This window comes from Micromonospora sp. BQ11 (assembly GCF_052068135.1).
In the GTDB taxonomy this organism is placed as follows: domain Bacteria; phylum Actinomycetota; class Actinomycetes; order Mycobacteriales; family Micromonosporaceae; genus Micromonospora.
The window spans coordinates 14,021-28,813 of sequence record NZ_JBQHDB010000004.1; the positions used below are offsets into that span (position 1 = coordinate 14,021).

At 73.0% G+C, this 14,793-nt stretch carries 12 protein-coding genes; 8 read left to right on the forward strand and 4 right to left on the reverse strand.

Annotated elements, in window-relative coordinates; all coding sequences use genetic code 11:
• Positions 1 to 28: 28 nt before the first annotated feature.
• Complete coding sequence (locus ACTMSW_RS09695; protein ID WP_441180209.1) at positions 29 to 1,618, forward strand: amino acid permease; 1,590 nt, start codon at positions 29 to 31, stop codon at positions 1,616 to 1,618.
• A 47-nt stretch (positions 1,619 to 1,665) separates the two neighbouring features.
• Here the strand turns inward: ACTMSW_RS09695 and ACTMSW_RS09700 are convergent, their stop codons facing one another.
• Positions 1,666 to 2,832, reverse strand: a complete 1,167-nt coding sequence (locus ACTMSW_RS09700) for a PQQ-dependent sugar dehydrogenase (protein WP_441180210.1) — start codon at positions 2,830 to 2,832, stop codon at positions 1,666 to 1,668.
• A 64-nt stretch (positions 2,833 to 2,896) separates the two neighbouring features.
• Between ACTMSW_RS09700 and ACTMSW_RS09705 the strand changes: the two genes are divergently transcribed.
• From ACTMSW_RS09705 to ACTMSW_RS09725, 5 genes are all read left to right on the forward strand, one after another.
• Positions 2,897 to 4,261, forward strand: coding sequence for a glutamine synthetase family protein (locus ACTMSW_RS09705; protein ID WP_441180211.1), 1,365 nt, complete (start codon positions 2,897 to 2,899; stop codon positions 4,259 to 4,261).
• Between the two features lie 120 nt (positions 4,262 to 4,381).
• Positions 4,382 to 5,728: an aldehyde dehydrogenase family protein gene (locus ACTMSW_RS09710; protein WP_441180622.1), complete on the forward strand. Its 1,347-nt coding sequence runs from the start codon at positions 4,382 to 4,384 to the stop codon at positions 5,726 to 5,728.
• 5 nt (positions 5,729 to 5,733) lie between these two features.
• Positions 5,734 to 6,501, forward strand: a complete 768-nt coding sequence (locus ACTMSW_RS09715; RefSeq protein ID WP_441180212.1) for a 3-oxoacyl-ACP reductase — start codon at positions 5,734 to 5,736, stop codon at positions 6,499 to 6,501.
• A 232-nt stretch (positions 6,502 to 6,733) separates the two neighbouring features.
• A complete protein-coding gene (locus ACTMSW_RS09720; RefSeq protein WP_441180213.1) occupies positions 6,734 to 7,468 on the forward strand; it encodes a gamma-glutamyl-gamma-aminobutyrate hydrolase family protein in 735 nt (244 codons plus the stop codon).
• 267 nt (positions 7,469 to 7,735) lie between these two features.
• On the forward strand, positions 7,736 to 11,413 hold the full coding sequence (locus ACTMSW_RS09725; protein ID WP_441180214.1) for a SpoIIE family protein phosphatase: 3,678 nt from the start codon (positions 7,736 to 7,738) through the stop codon (positions 11,411 to 11,413).
• Between the two features lie 45 nt (positions 11,414 to 11,458).
• Here ACTMSW_RS09725 and ACTMSW_RS09730 read toward each other — a convergent pair whose 3' ends face one another.
• The gene (locus ACTMSW_RS09730; protein WP_441180215.1) at positions 11,459 to 11,773 is read right to left on the reverse strand and encodes an STAS domain-containing protein; all 315 of its coding nucleotides are present in this window, start codon (positions 11,771 to 11,773) and stop codon (positions 11,459 to 11,461) included.
• 95 nt (positions 11,774 to 11,868) lie between these two features.
• Between ACTMSW_RS09730 and map the strand changes: the two genes are divergently transcribed.
• A complete protein-coding gene (map, locus tag ACTMSW_RS09735) occupies positions 11,869 to 12,726 on the forward strand; it encodes a type I methionyl aminopeptidase (RefSeq protein WP_441180216.1) in 858 nt (285 codons plus the stop codon).
• Positions 12,723 to 13,436 (forward strand): VIT1/CCC1 transporter family protein, encoded by a 714-nt coding sequence (locus ACTMSW_RS09740; RefSeq protein ID WP_441180217.1) that lies wholly within the window; start codon positions 12,723 to 12,725, stop codon positions 13,434 to 13,436. Before map ends, ACTMSW_RS09740 begins: the two co-directional genes overlap by 4 nt.
• 6 nt (positions 13,437 to 13,442) lie before the next feature.
• On the opposite strand, the gene ACTMSW_RS09745 is transcribed toward ACTMSW_RS09740, so the two are convergent.
• The gene (locus ACTMSW_RS09745; RefSeq protein ID WP_441180623.1) at positions 13,443 to 14,168 is read right to left on the reverse strand and encodes a nucleotidyltransferase domain-containing protein; all 726 of its coding nucleotides are present in this window, start codon (positions 14,166 to 14,168) and stop codon (positions 13,443 to 13,445) included.
• An 85-nt stretch (positions 14,169 to 14,253) separates the two neighbouring features.
• Positions 14,254 to 14,754 carry a nitroreductase/quinone reductase family protein gene (locus ACTMSW_RS09750; RefSeq protein ID WP_441180218.1) on the reverse strand — a complete coding sequence of 167 codons (501 nt, stop codon included), beginning with the start codon at positions 14,752 to 14,754 and terminating at the stop codon, positions 14,254 to 14,256.
• Positions 14,755 to 14,793: the final 39 nt, after the last annotated feature.

Genomic DNA, 14,793 nt, shown 5'->3' on the forward strand with positions numbered 1-14,793 from the left:
CCGGGGAACCACCGCAAGGAGGTGTCCAGTGGCCGCCACGCCCGCGCCGACCGCAGAGCAACCGATGGACGACGACTCCCGACGGCTCGCCGAACTCGGCTACCAGCAGGAACTCCGCCGCAAGTGGAGCGGCTTCTCCAACTTCGCCATCTCGTTCTCCATCATCTCGATCCTGGCCGGCTGTTTCACCACCTTCGGCCAGGCGTGGAACAACGGCGGCCCGGTCGCCGTCTCGTGGGGTTGGCCGCTCATCTCGCTGTTCATCCTGATCATCGGGTTCTGCCTGGCCGAGTTGGTGTCGGCGTACCCGACGGCGGGAGGGATCTACTGGTGGGCGGCGCGGATGGGCCGCCCGGTGCACGGGTGGTTCACCGGCTGGCTCAACCTGATCGGGCTGATCGCGGTGACCGCCTCGGTCGACTACGGCTGCGCCACGTTCCTCAACCTCACCCTGTCCGCCCTGTTCGACGGGTGGGAGGGGACGCTGCGGCAGACGTTCATGCTCTTCGTGATCATCCTCGTGCTGCACGGTCTGATCAACATCTTCGGGCACCGGATCATCGACGTCCTCCAGAACGTCTCGGTCTGGTGGCACGTGGCCGGCGCGACGGCCGTGGTGGCGATCCTGGTATTCGTGCCGAACGACCACCAGAGCTTCCAGTTCGTCTTCACCGAGCGGTTCAACAACTCCGGCTTCGCCGGCGGGGACACCGGCGGGTTGACCTTCTGGTTCTACGTGCTGCCGCTGGGTTTCCTGCTCACCCAGTACACGATCACCGGCTTCGACGCCTGCGCGCACGTCTCGGAGGAGACCCGGGGGGCCTCGAAGGCCGCCGCGCAGGGGCTGTGGCGGTCCATCTTCTACTCGGCGATCGGCGGCTGGATCCTGCTGCTGGCGTTCCTCTTCGCCGCCACCGACGTGGAGGCGGTCAACGCCGCGGGTGGCTTCTCCGGGGCGATCTTCGAATCCGCGTTGACGCCGTTCTTCTTCAAGACGGTCATCATCATCTCCACCATCGGCCAGTTCTTCTGCGGCATGAGCTGCGTGACGTCGATGTCGCGCATGGCGTACGCCTTCAGTCGGGACCGGGCGGTGCCCGGCTGGCGGCTCTGGTCGAAGGTGGACCGCAACGGCACGCCGGCCAACGCGATCATCGGTGCCACCGTCGCCGGGCTGGTGCTCACCCTGCCGGCGCTGTTCCCGAACGCGGCCGGCATCCCGGTCGCCTTCTACGCGGTGGTCTCGGTGGCGGTGATCGGCCTGTACCTGTCGTTCTTCATCCCGATCGCGCTGCGGCTGCGGATGGGCGACCGCTTCGAGCCGGGGCCGTGGACGCTGGGCCGCCGGTACCGGCTGCTCGGCTGGATCGCGGTGGTCGAGATCGCGGTGATCTCGATCTACTTCGTGCTGCCGATCGTTCCCGCCGGGGTCCCCGGCAACCCGGACTTCACCTGGTCGGCGGTGAACTACGCGCCGATCGCGGTGGGCGGGGTGCTGCTCGGCGTGGGGCTGTGGTGGTGGCTGTCGGCACGAAAGTGGTTCACCGGGCCGGTGCGTACCGTCGACCTGCCGAGCCCACGGTCCCCGGAGGCCGCGCGCGCCGACGAGCCGGCCTGACCCGCGCCGGTCGCCGGCCCCGCACCGCGCGGGGCCGGCGACCGTGCTCAGCGTGCCGCGGGCGCCGGGAACACCGGAGGCTGTGGCGTCCGACCGCCGGGCGTGAAGCGCAGGATGCGGTCGTCGTCCGGCCTCGGCGTGGTGCGGCCGTCGCGGTTGCTGGTGGCCACCCAGAGGGAGCCGTCCGGTGCCAGTTCGACCGTCCGGAGCCGGCCGAACGTCCCGACCAGCGCAGCGGCCGGTACGCCCACCCGACCGGCGTCGTCGACCGGTACGGCCCACAGCCGGGCGCCCCGCAGGGCGGCGACGTAGAGGGTGCCGGCGGCGAAGGTCGCGCCGCTGGGAGACGCCTCGGCCGGCGACCAGACCACCACCGGGTTCCGGAAGCGGGGGTCGGTGCCGACGCCCTCGACCACCGGCCAGCCGTAGTTGCCGCCGGGGACGATCCGGTTCACCTCGTCCCACCGGCCCGCGCCCAGTTCGGTGGCGAACAACCGGCCCCGCGCGTCCCAGGCGAGACCCTGCACGTTGCGGTGGCCGTAGCTGTAGACCGGCGAGCCGGGGAACGGGTTGTCCGCCGGCACCCCGCCGTCCGGGCGGATCCGCAGGATCTTGCCGTTGCGGCTGGCCAGGTCCTGCGCCAGAGCCGGCACCAGGGCGTCGCCGGTGCCGACGTAGAGCATGCCGTCGGGGCCGAACGCGATCCGGCCCCCGTCGTGGGCGCTGGCCCGGGCGACGCCGCTGAGGATCACCTGGGCCGACGACGGCCGACCCAGCCGGAACCGGACGACCCGCAGGTCCGAGGCGGTGGTGAAGCAGACGTAGACCAGCCGGTCCCGATTGAAGGTGGGGGAGACGGCCAGGCCCAGCAGACCGGCCTCCCCGCCGGCGACGACACCGGGGATCCGGGCCACCTCGCGGGGCGGGCGGCCGGGCCGGATCCGCAGGACGGTGCCCTGGTTCCGCTGGGCGACCAGCGCGCTGCCGTCCGGCAGGAAGTCCAGCCCCCAGGGCACCTCCAGGCCGGTGGCGACGACCTGCGGCCGGCTGAAGTCGTACCCGCCGGTCGCCGCCGGGGCGACACGGCCCGACGCGGGTGGCGGCTGCGCGTCCGCGCCGGCCGGCGTGAGTGGTCGGTCGGTCGCCTGGGCGTGGGCGGTGCCCAGGCCGAACGCGAGGGCGGTGACGACGGCGAGGGCGGCGGTTCGGCGCATGATGACTCCTCGGCATTGACGGTGATCGCGGGAGCGAGTAGACCTTGGTGATGGAGACCCGCTGATGAGCAGAACGCCGTTGACGCTGGAACAGTTGCGGGTCGCCGTCGCCGATGGCGAGATCGACACCGTGGTGCTCGCCCTGGTCGACATGCAGGGGCGTATGCAGGGCAAACGCTTCTACGCTCCCTACTTCCTCGATCAGGTCGTCGCCCACGGGAGCGAGGGCTGCAACTACCTGCTCGCCGTCGACGTCGACATGAACACGGTCGACGGTTACGACATGTCGAGTTGGGAACGCGGCTACGGCGACTTCGCGATGGTGCCGGACTTCGGCACGCTGCGCCGGGTGCCGTGGCAGCCGGGCACGGCACTGCTCCTGGCCGACCTGGAGTGGCTGGACGGCTCCGGCCCGGTGGTCGCCTCGCCCCGGCAGGTCCTCCGCCGCCAGCTGGAGCGGCTCGCCGCCCACGGCCTGACCGCGTACGCGGGCACCGAGCTGGAGTTCGTGCTCTTCCGCGACTCGTACGAGGAAGCCTGGCGCAGTGGTTACCGGGACCTGACCCCGGCCAACCAGTACAACGTGGACTACTCGCTGCTGGGCACCGCCCGTGTCGAGCCGCTGCTGCGCCGGATCCGCACCGAGATGGCCGGTGCCGGGCTGACGCCGGAGAGCGCCAAGGGGGAGTGCAACCTCGGCCAGCACGAGATCGCCTTCCGGTACGACGAGGCGGTGACCTGCGCCGACCACCACGTCATCTACAAGAACGGGTCAAAGGAGATCGCCGCCCAGGAGGGCGTGTCGATCACCTTCATGGCGAAGCCCAACGCGCGGGAGGGCAACTCCTGCCACATCCACTTCTCGCTGCGGGACGCCTCCGGCTCCTCGGCGATGCTCGGCGACGGGCCGGCGCACCTGAGCGTGACCGGGCAGCGGGTGCTGGCCGGACTGCTCGCCACGATGCGCGAGTTCAGCCTGCTCTTCGCCCCGAACATCAACTCCTACAAGCGGTACCAGCCCGGCTCGTTCGCCCCGACCGCGCTGCGCTGGGGGACCGACAACCGCACCTGCGCACTGCGGCTGGTCGGTCACGGGCAGGGCATGCGGGTGGAGAACCGGGTGCCCGGTGCCGACGTCAACCCGTACCTGGCGATCGCCGGCCTGGTCGCGGGGGCGGTGCACGGCATCGAGCGCGAGCTGGAGCTGGGCGAGGAGTGCACCGGCAACGCGTACGACGACGCCACGGCCGAGCGGGTCCCGGGCACCCTCCGCGACGCCCTGACCCTCTGGCAGTCCTCCGGCGTCGCGGAGGAGGCGTTCGGCCCGGAGGTGGTCGCCCACTACGCCAACGCCGCCCGGGTGGAACTCGCCGCCTTCGACGCGGCGGTGACCGACTGGGAGCTGTTCCGTGGCTTCGAACGCCTGTAAGGCACCCCCCGCGCCCCCACCCTTCTCCGCGATCTTGCACTTTATGCCGGTGCGAATGCTGCGTACCGTCATCAATCAGCAACCGGAAGTGCATGATCGCAGGGGTGCGGCGTGACGGACGTGGTGAACCCGGCCACCGGGGAGGTCGTCGCGCGGGTCGCGGCGACCTCGCTCGGGGAGACGGACGCCGCCATCGCACGGGCGGCGCGGGCGTACGAGTCGTGGCGGAACGTCGCGCCGGGGGACCGGGCCCGGCTGCTGCGGCGGTTCGCGGCCGTGGTCGACGACCACGTCGAGGAGTTGGCGGCGCTGGAGGTGCGCAACTCCGGGCACACCGTCGGCAACGCGCGCTGGGAGGCGGGCAACGTCCGGGACGTGCTCGACTACTACGCGGGCGCGCCGGAGCGGCTGACCGGCCGGCAGATCCCCGTGCCGGGTGGCCTCGACGTGACCTTCCACGAGCCGCTCGGCGTGGTCGGGGTGATCGTGCCGTGGAACTTCCCGATGCCGATCGCGGCCTGGGGCTTCGCCCCCGCCCTGGCGGCCGGCAACACGGTCGTGCTCAAGCCCGCCGAGCTGACCCCGCTCACCGCGTTGCGGCTGGCCGAGCTGGCCCACGAGGCCGGCCTGCCGGAGGGCGTGTTCACCGTGCTGCCGGGCGCGGGAAGCGTGGTGGGCGAGCGATTCGTCACCCACCCCGCCGTCCGCAAGGTGTGCTTCACCGGTTCCACCGAGGTCGGCACCCGGATCATGGCCGGCTGCGCCGCACAGGTGAAGCGGGTGACGTTGGAGCTGGGCGGCAAGAGCGCCAACCTGGTCTTCGCCGACGCGGACCTGGCGAAGGCGGCGGCCACCGCGCCGTACGCCGTCTTCGACAACGCCGGCCAGGACTGCTGCGCCCGCTCCCGGATCCTGGTCCAGCGACCGGTGTACGACCGCTTCCTGGAACTGCTCGAACCGGCCGTGCGCGCCCTGCGGGTGGAGGACCCGGCCGCCGAGACCGCCGAGATGGGCCCGCTGATCTCGGCGGGTCAGCGCGACCGGGTCGCCGGCTACGTCGACGACGCGACCGTCGCGTTCACCGGCTCCCGCCCGGACGGCCCCGGCTTCTGGTACGCCCCGACGGTCCTGCTCGCCGACTCACCCGCGGACCGGCACTGGCGGGAGGAGGTCTTCGGCCCGGTCGTCTCGGTGCTGCCGTTCGACGACGAGGCCGAGGCGGTCCGGCTCGCCAACGACACCGAGTACGGGCTGTCCGGCTCCATCTGGACCCGGGACGTGGGCCGGGCGATCCGGGTGGCGCGGGCGGTCGAGTCCGGCAACCTCAGCGTCAACTCGCACTCCTCGGTGCGGTACTGGACCCCGTTCGGCGGAATGAAGCGCTCCGGGCTCGGCCGCGAACTGGGACCGGACGCGCTGCACGCCTTCACCGACGTCAAGAACGTCTTCATCGCCACGGAGGAGTGAGCAACGTGCAGGGACGCCTGGAGGACCGGGTCGCCGTCGTGACCGGGGCGGGCAGCGGGATCGGGTTGGCCACCGTCCGGCGGTTCGCCGCCGAGGGGGCGCGGGTGGTCTGCGTCGACATCGACACCGCGGCCGGCGAGCGGGCCGCCGGCGAGGTGGGCGGCGAGTTCGTCGCGGCCGACGTCGCCGACGAGGCGTCCGTGCGGGACCTCTTCGACGGGGTGGTCGCCCGGCACGGGCGGGTGGACGTCGCCTTCAACAACGCCGGCATCTCACCGCCGGACGACGACTCGATCCTGGAGACCGGCCTGGACGCGTGGGAGCGGGTGCTGCGGGTCAACACCACCAGCGTCTACCTCTGCTGCCGGTACGTGATCCCGCACATGCGGCGGCAGGGCAAGGGCTCGATCATCAACACCGCGTCGTTCGTGGCTCTCATGGGGGCGGCGACCTCGCAGATCGCGTACACCGCCAGCAAGGGCGGCGTGCTGGCGATGACCCGGGAGCTGGGGGTGCAGTTCGCCCGGGAGGGCATCCGGGTCAACGCGCTCTGCCCCGGCCCGGTCGCCACCCCGCTGCTGCTGGAACTCTTCGCGGCCGATCCGGAGCGGGCCGCCCGCCGGCTGGTGCACGTGCCGATGGGGCGGTTCGGTGAGCCGGAGGAGATCGCCGCCGCGGTCGCCTTCCTGGCCAGCGACGACTCGTCCTTCATGACGGCCGCCCAGTTCGTGGTGGACGGGGGCATCACCGGTGCGTACGTGACGCCCCTGTGAACGCGAGGAGTGAGCCGGGTCTGCGAGCCCCGCAGTCGCGAACGGCGCCGGTCCGGTGAGCGCGAGGAGTGAGCCGGGTCTGCGAGCCCCGCAGTCGCGAACGGCGCCGGTCCGGTGAGCGCGAGGAGTGAGCCGGGTCTGCGAGCCCCGCAGTCGCGAACGGCGCCGGTCCGGTGAGCGCGAGGAGTGAGCCGGGTCTGCGAGCCCCGCAGTCGCGAACGGCGCCGGTCCGGTGAGGCCCGTCATCGGCGTCACCGCGTACGTCGAGCCGGCGAGCTGGGCGGTGTGGCGCGACGTGCCGGCGGTGCTGGTTCCGGAGGCGTACGTCCGGGCGGTGACCGCGGCGGGCGGACGGGCCGTGGTGCTGCCGCCCGACGAGCGGGACCCCGACGTGCTGGAGGTCGTCGACGGGCTGCTGCTGGCCGGGGGCGCCGACGTCGACCCGGCCCGGTACGGCCAGCTTCCCGCCCCCCGCACCGAGAGTCGCCCGGTCCGGGACGCCGGTGAGCTGACGCTGGTCGCCGGTGCGCTCGCCACCGACCTGCCGGTGCTCGGCGTGTGCCGGGGGATGCAGCTGCTCGCGGTCGCCACCGGCGGTGCCCTGCACCAGCACCTGCCCGACGTGGTCGGACACGACCGGCACCGCCCCGCCCCGGGCGTCTACGGGGAGCACCCGGTGCGCTTCGCCCCGGACACCCTGGCCGGGCGGGTGATGGCCGGGACGGACATGGTCAACTCGTACCACCACCAAGCGGTCGCCGACCCCGGACGGCTCACGGTGACCGGCTGGTCCGACGACGGGGTGGTGGAGGCGCTGGAGGACCCCGACCGACCCTTCCTCCTCGGGGTGCAGTGGCATCCGGAGAACGAGCCGGATCCGCGGCCGATCGCGGCCCTGGTCGACGCCGCCCGGGAGTGGAGCGACCGGCGACCGACCGGCCACCGGTCGCACGTGGGGCGGACGTAGGGCCGGAGACGCCTCCTGTGCTCGACTTCACATCGTGGCCCGGTCGATGGCGTGTATCCGGCCGCCAGGAACGCCGGGGCGGTCGATACGCCGACACGTTGCGGGCGCGTGACGCCGCGACGAGGCGGACGTAACCAGCGCTCTCCGCGTCGTATGCGTTACGTTGCTGGTCGGTTCGGGTAGAAGGCGGTCACGCCGATGGATCTCGGTGGGACGTGCCCGGGGGATCAACGGGCCGGGTGGGACAAGGCCGGAGCGGGAGGCTGCATGAGCTCGGTCCAGCGGGGCGCGGAGCGGGGAGGACCCTCTCTCGGCGCCGGTGACCGGGCCCTGCCGCCGCTGCTCGCCGCCGCTTTCGCCGGTGGGGGTGAGATGGGTGAGCGGCTGCGGGCCTTCGACTGGTCGACCACCCCGCTCGGCACCCCGGACACCTGGCCCTCGGCGCTGTGCCACGCGGTCAGCACGATGCTCGCCTCCCGGTCGCAGATCGCGATGTTCTGGGGTCCGGACCACCTGACCTTCTACAACGACGCCTACCTGCCCACGATCGGCGCCAAGCACCCGGCGGTGATCGGGCAGCCCGCGCGGGAGCACTGGGTGGAGACCTGGGACGTGCTCGGGCCGGTGCTGGAGGGCGTCCGCCGCACCGGCCAGCCGTACTACGGCCAGGACCACCCGTTCGTCATCGACCGGTACGGCTTCCTGGAGGACGTCTACTTCGACGTCTCGTACGACCCCGTCCGGGACCTCGACGGCGGCGTCAACGGCGTCTTCTGCATCGTCTCGGAGACCACCGGGCGAGTGCTCGGCGAGCGCCGGCTGCGCGCCCTGGCCGAGTTGGGCGGCGAGCTCGCGGAGGTCGGCAGCACCGCCGAGCTGGGTCGGTCCGCGGCGCGGGTCTTCGACCGGCACCGGGTGGATGTGCCGTTCACGCTGATCTACCTGCGGGACGCCGACGGCGGCTTCGGCCTCGCCGGTTCCAGCGGCCTCGGTGCGGACACCGCCGTCGTGCCGTCGCCGGTGTTGCTGACCGAGATCGCCGTGGACGGCGCGACCGCCACGGTCGCCGTGACGGACCTGCTCGACGCCGTGCCCCCGGACGCCGACGAGCGGGCCCTCGTGCTGCCGGTCACGGCCGCCAACGAGACGGTGGGCACGCTGGTGGCCGGTGTCTCACGCCGGCTGTCGCTCACCGACGACTACCGCAACTTCTTCGACCTGGCCGCCGCCCAGCTCTCCCGGGCCGTCGGCAAGCAGTTGGCGTACGAGCACGAGCGGGCCCGGGCCGCGGAACTGGCCGCGCTGGACCGGGCGAAGACCAACTTCTTCGCCAACGTCAGCCACGAGTTCCGCACCCCGCTGACCCTGGTGCTCGGCCCGCTGGAGGACCTGCTCGTCGACCCGGCGCTGCCCGCGCCGTACACGGATCGGCTGACCGTGATGCATCGCAACGCACTGCGGCTGCTGAAGCTGGTCAACACGGTCCTCGACTTCTCCCGGCTGGAGTCCGGCCGGCTCGCCGCCCGCTACCAACCGACCGACCTGGCCGGCTACACCGCCCGGCTGGCCAGCACGTTCCGTTCCTCCGTCGAACGGGCCGGACTACGGCTGACGGTGGACTGCCCGCCGCTGCACGCGCCGGTCCATGTGGACCGCGACATGTGGGAGAAGATCGTCCTCAACCTGGTCTCGAACGCGGTGAAGTTCACCTTCGACGGCGAGATCCGGGTGCGCGTGGGGACGGTCGGCGGGCAGGCCCGGCTGGAGGTCACCGACACCGGCGTGGGCATCCTTGCCGAGGAGCTGCCGCACGTCTTCGAACGCTTCCACCGGGTGCCGGGGGTGCGCTCGCGGACGCACGAGGGCACCGGGATCGGCCTGGCGCTGGTGCGGGAACTGGTCGAGATGCACGGCGGCCGGGTCGACGCGACCAGCCGGGTCGACGAGGGCAGCACCTTCACGGTGACCCTGCCGTTCGGCTCCGCGCACCTGCCCGCCGACCGGGTGAGCGACGTCGCGTCCGCGAGCGCGCACGAGCTGGCCCAGGCCGACCTGTACGTCGCGGAGACCGCGTTCTGGACCGACGCCGAGGGGACCGGTGCGGCAGGGGCCGCCGGAGTTGCCGGCGTGGCGTCCGCCCCGGCCGGGCGGATCCTCGTCGCCGACGACAACGTCGACCTGCGCGCGCACGTCACCCGGCTGCTCGCCCCGTCCTGGGAGGTCGTCACGGCCGCCGACGGCCTGGAGGCGCTGCGGCTCGCCGTCGAGAGCTCCTTCGACCTGGTGCTGACCGACGTGATGATGCCCCGGCTGGACGGCTTCGGTCTGGTCGCGTCTCTGCGCGCGGACCCGCGGACCCGGCACGTGCCGATCGTGCTCCTCTCCGCCCGGGCCGGCTCGGCCGAGGCGGTCGCCGGCCTCTCTGCGGGCGCGGACGACTACCTCACCAAGCCCTTCTCCGGCCAGGAGCTGATCGCCCGGGTCCGCGCGAACGTCGAGCTGGGCCAGCTGCGCGGCCAGATCATCCGCCGGCTGCGCGCCCTGGCCGACGCGGCGGTCGCGGTCAACACCGCCCGCTCCACCGCCGACGTGCTCCAGGTCGCCGCGCGGCACGCGCTGAGCCTGGCCGAGGCCGCCCGGGTCGTGGTCGACGCCGCCGGCGCGCGGTACGAGGCCGACGGCGGCGGAATCACCTCCATCGAGCCGTCCCTCCTGCTGCCGCTGACCGGCACCGCCGGGGCGCAGCTCGGCGAGCTGCGGGTCTGGCGCCAGGAGTGTGACGGCGGTGACACCGACGAGGCGGCCCTCACACAGCTGGCCCGGCTGGTCGGCGCACGGCTGGAGAACGCCCAGCTCTACGAGGCCGAGCACCGCATCGCCACCACGCTCCAGCACAGCCTGCTGCCCCGCTCCCTGCCGCAGCTTCCCGGCGCGGTGGTGGCCAGCCGCTATCTGCCCGGCAGCGCCGACGTGGAGGTGGGCGGCGACTGGTACGACGTCGTGGCGCTTCCCGACGACGAGTTGGTGCTCGTGATCGGCGACGTGGTCGGCAAGGGCGTACGGGCCGCCGCCGCGATGGGTCAGCTCCGCAACGCGCTGCGGGCGTACATCCTGGAGGGCTTCGACCCCGGCGCGTCGCTGACCCGGCTCAACCGGTTGGTCGGGTCGACCGAGGACCGGTCCTTCGCCACCGTCGTGTGCCTCTGGTTCAGTCCCCGTACCGGCCGGCTGCGGTATGCCAACGCCGGCCACCCGTCCCCACTTCTGATCCGAGGAGACGACGTGGCGTTCCTCCACGACCGGGCTCTCGGCCCGCCGGTCGGCGCGATCCCGGACACCGTCTACCGGACGGTCGAGGGAGAGCTGACACCGGGGAGCCGGCTGTTGCTCTTCACCGACGGCCTGGTCGAGGACCGGCAGCGGGGCATCGACGAGGCGCTGGCGCAGCTGCGGTCCGACGCGGCCGGCTTCGGCGACCACGTGGCGGATCTGGTCGACGCGGTCGTGGAGCGCGTCGCCGGGCGACCCCTGCGCGACGACGTGGCGGTGCTCGCCCTGGAGGCCGCCGAGCTGAACCGGTTCGCGCTGCGGCTGCCCGCCGACCCGACCCGGTTGAGCGTGCTGCGCAAGCGGCTGGAGGACTTCCTCGTGGCGCACGCCGTCGATGAGACCGACCTGTTCGATCTCACCGTGGCGGTCTCGGAGGCCGCCGCCAACGCCATCGAGCACCCGGTCGACCCGGTCGAGCCGACGATCGCCGTCGAGGTGACCATGGAGGACCGGACCGTGGTGGCCACGGTCCGGGACACCGGTCGGTGGCGGCAGTCCACCGGCACCGGTTTCCGTGGGCGCGGGCTCTCGCTGATCCGGGCGTTGGGGGAACTGTCGGTCCGTCGTACCGAGCAGGGGACGGAAGTGACGTTGCGCCGGCGGCTGCGCGGCTGAGCCCGGCCCCGGCGGTGGTCCGCCGGGTCGCCGCCCGCGGACCGGTCAGGCGCCGCGGAGCCAGGCCTGGTCGCCCAGGCCGGAGATCTCCAGCACCCGGCCGACCTGGCGCGACGGCAGCACGTCGAGTGTGCCGGGGTATTGCTGGGCGAGCCGTACGACGGCGTGGATGGCGGCCGAGTCGAAGAAGGTGACCGCGCGCAGGTCGAGCGTGACCTGTCGGGCCGGCTCGCGCAGGACGGTCTGCAGCATCGTGTCGGCGGTGGCCATGTCCACCTCGCCGGTCACCACGACACGGAGGTGATCACCGTCGAGCTCCGCGCTCGCGGAGAAGACGGGAGGTGCGCCCCCTTGATCCACGGTGACACCATGGCACAGCGGACCTGGCGGGGCAACAACCGCCAGCGGTCGGCGGTGGCGCGGGTCACCCGGAAGGCCGGCGATAGGCTTGGGTCATGACCGTCCGTGCGCCGCTGACCCCAGGCACGCTCTCCCCCTGGCGGCCTGTGCCCGCCCACATCCCGCGACCGGAGTACGTGGGCAAGTCACGTCCCCGGGAGTGGCGTGGCTCGCACGTGCAGACGGCGGAGACCATCGAGAAGATGCGCGTCGCCGGGCGGCTCGCGGCGCGGGCGACCCAGCTCGCCGGGGAGTACTGCAAGCCGGGGGTGACCACCGACGAGATCGACCGGGTGGTGCACGAGTTCCTCTGCGACCACGGCGCGTACCCCTCGACGCTGGGCTACAAGGGCTTCCCCAAGTCCTGCTGCACCAGCCTCAACGAGGTGATCTGCCACGGCATCCCGGACTCCACGGTGCTCCGGGACGGCGACATCATCAACGTGGACGTCACGGCGTACCTCGACGGGGTGCACGGCGACACCGACGCCACCTTCTGCGTGGGCGAGGTGAGCGAGGAGGCGCGCCTGCTGGTCGAGCGCACCCACGAGGCGATGATGCGCGGGATCCGGGCGGTGGCGCCGGGCCGTCAGATCAACGTGATCGGCCGCGTGATCGAGTCGTACGCGAAGCGCTTCGGCTACGGCGTGGTCCGGGACTTCACCGGCCACGGCATCGGGGAGGCGTTCCACAGTGGGCTCTTCGTGCCGCACTACGACAGCCCACGGCCCACCGACGTCATGGAACCGGGCATGACGTTCACCATCGAGCCGATGATCACCCTCGGCACCTACCAGTACGACATGTGGGACGACGGGTGGACCGTGGTGACCAAGGACCGGAAGTGGACCGCGCAGTTCGAGCACACGATCGTGGTGACCGAGGACGGCCACGAGATCCTGACCCTGCCGTGACCGACGCACCGGCGGCGCTGCGGGAGGCGCACCACGCGGACGTGTCCGGCGGCTGGTTGCGGCCGGCGGTGTTCGGCGCGATGGACGGTCTGGTCACCAACATCGCCCTGATCGCGGGCGTGGGCGGCGGCGGTGTCTCGCCCCGCAGCATCGTGCTCACCGGCACCGCGGGCCTGGTGGCCGGCGCCATCTCCATGGGCCTGGGGGAGTACACGAGCGTCCGCTCGGCCAACGAGCAGGTGGCCGCCGAGGTGGCCAAGGAGCGCCGGGAGCTGGAACGGCACCCGGAGGCGGAGGCGCGTGAGCTGGCCGAGGCGTGGGTGGCCCGGGGCCTCCCCCGGGACCTCGCCATGCAGGTCGCCGAGGCGGTGCGGCGCAACCCGGAGGAGGCCCTGCGGGTCCACGTCCGGGAGGAGCTGGGCGTCGACCCCGACGACCAGCCCAGCCCCCGGGCGGCGGCGATCTCGTCGTTCCTGTTCTTCTCCGTCGGTGCCCTGGTGCCGCTGCTGACGTACCTGTTCGGCGCGACCAGCCTGTGGCTGGCGCTGGCCGTCGGCGGGGTGGGCCTGTTCGTCGCCGGTGCCGTCGTCGCCCGCTTCACCGCCCGGTCCTGGCTGCTCAGCGGCCTGCGTCAGCTCCTGCTCGGCGCGCTGGCCGCCGCCGCCACGTACGGGATCGGCACCCTGATCGGCGTCCAGGGCGGGCTGTAGGACCGGTCAGCCGTCGAGCAGGTCGTCGACGGTGCCGTCCACCGGACGGCCCCGCGCGGCCAGCTCATCGGCCTGGCGGGCCAGCACCGCGCCCACCTCGGTCATGTCCGCGCCGGCCAGCCCGGTGCGCCGTACCGCGTCACCGGGGTCGCGGAAGTAGGTGCGGCTGAGCAGGCCGTGCACCGTCGCCGCGGCCAGTCGGGCCTCGCCGAGCATCAGCAGTGCCTGGTCCGTCTCGTACCACTCGGCCAGCCGGGCGGCCCGGGCGTGCGCCGCGCTACCCCGGTACCAGGCCCGGCGGGCGGCGGTGCTGAACTCGCCCGGTCGCGCCCGGGCCAGCCGGCCGAGGTGCTCGTCGCGCAGCGTCCGCAGCCAGCCGGTCGGGTCGTGCAGGGCCCGGGTGGTGACGTACCGGTCGGCGGTCAGCGGCCACAGCGCCGTGATCACCTGTGCCTGCCGGAGGTAGTCGTCCGCGGCCGTCACGGTCAGGTCGACCAGGACACCGTCGACGCGTCGGGTCGACGCGGGTGGTCCGCCGCCGGGCCGGTACGTCGCCACCAGCAGCCCGACCTCGCCGTCGCCCCCGCCGTCGTCGTCGCCGTGGGCCAGCGGGCCGTGCACCGCCACGGCCAGCACGTCGGCGGGGAAACGCCGCCGTACGGCGGCGGCGACCCGTTCCGCCACCGTCCACCGTGGATCGTCGAGGTACGCCTCGTCGGCCCCGTCCCGCACGTCCACGCCGCTCACCTCACGCCGGCTCGGACCGCCCGGCCCGCTGCACGGCCACGCCGGGGACGCCGTCGGTCACCGCACCAGCCTAGTCGCGGGCGTCCGGTCCGGTCGGGGCGCCGCGCCCGGTCGGCACCAGCCGGAAGATGCGGATCTCCCGGCCGCCGGCACGCTGGACGTACGTGCGGTAGGCGGGCCACTCGGCGACCAGGAGCTGCCACAGCCGTTCCCGTTCGGCGCCCGTGGCGACCTCGGCGCGCACCGGCAGCCGGCGCCCCTTGACGTCCACCTCGGCCGACGGGTCGGCGAGCAGGTTCATGGCCCAGCCGGGCTGGTGCGTCTGGCCCCAGTTGGAGCCGATCACCACGTACGCGTCGCCGTCCGGCACGTACAGCAGGGGGTTGCTGCGCGGCACGCCGGAGCGGCGGCCGGTGGTCGTGATGACCAGCGAGGGGATGAGCCCCAGTGCGACCACCCGACCCCGGGTGAGCCGGCCGACCAGACGGTCGGCGGGGACGAGCAGGCGGGCGGCGGCGCCGAACCAGCGGTGGTGACCGACGCGGCGGGTGAGGGTTCCCAGTACGGACACGGGTGTCAGTGTGCCGGTTGGCCGACCCGGGCGGCACCC

Coding starts and splice junctions, on each gene's coding strand:
- ACTMSW_RS09700 (WP_441180210.1), bottom strand. CDS start 2,832: ATGCGCCGAACCGCCGCCCTCGCCGTCGTCACCGCCCTCGCGTTCGGC.
- ACTMSW_RS09705 (WP_441180211.1), top strand. CDS start 2,897: ATGAGCAGAACGCCGTTGACGCTGGAACAGTTGCGGGTCGCCGTCGCC.
- ACTMSW_RS09725 (WP_441180214.1), top strand. CDS start 7,736: ATGAGCTCGGTCCAGCGGGGCGCGGAGCGGGGAGGACCCTCTCTCGGC.
- map (WP_441180216.1), top strand. CDS start 11,869: ATGACCGTCCGTGCGCCGCTGACCCCAGGCACGCTCTCCCCCTGGCGG.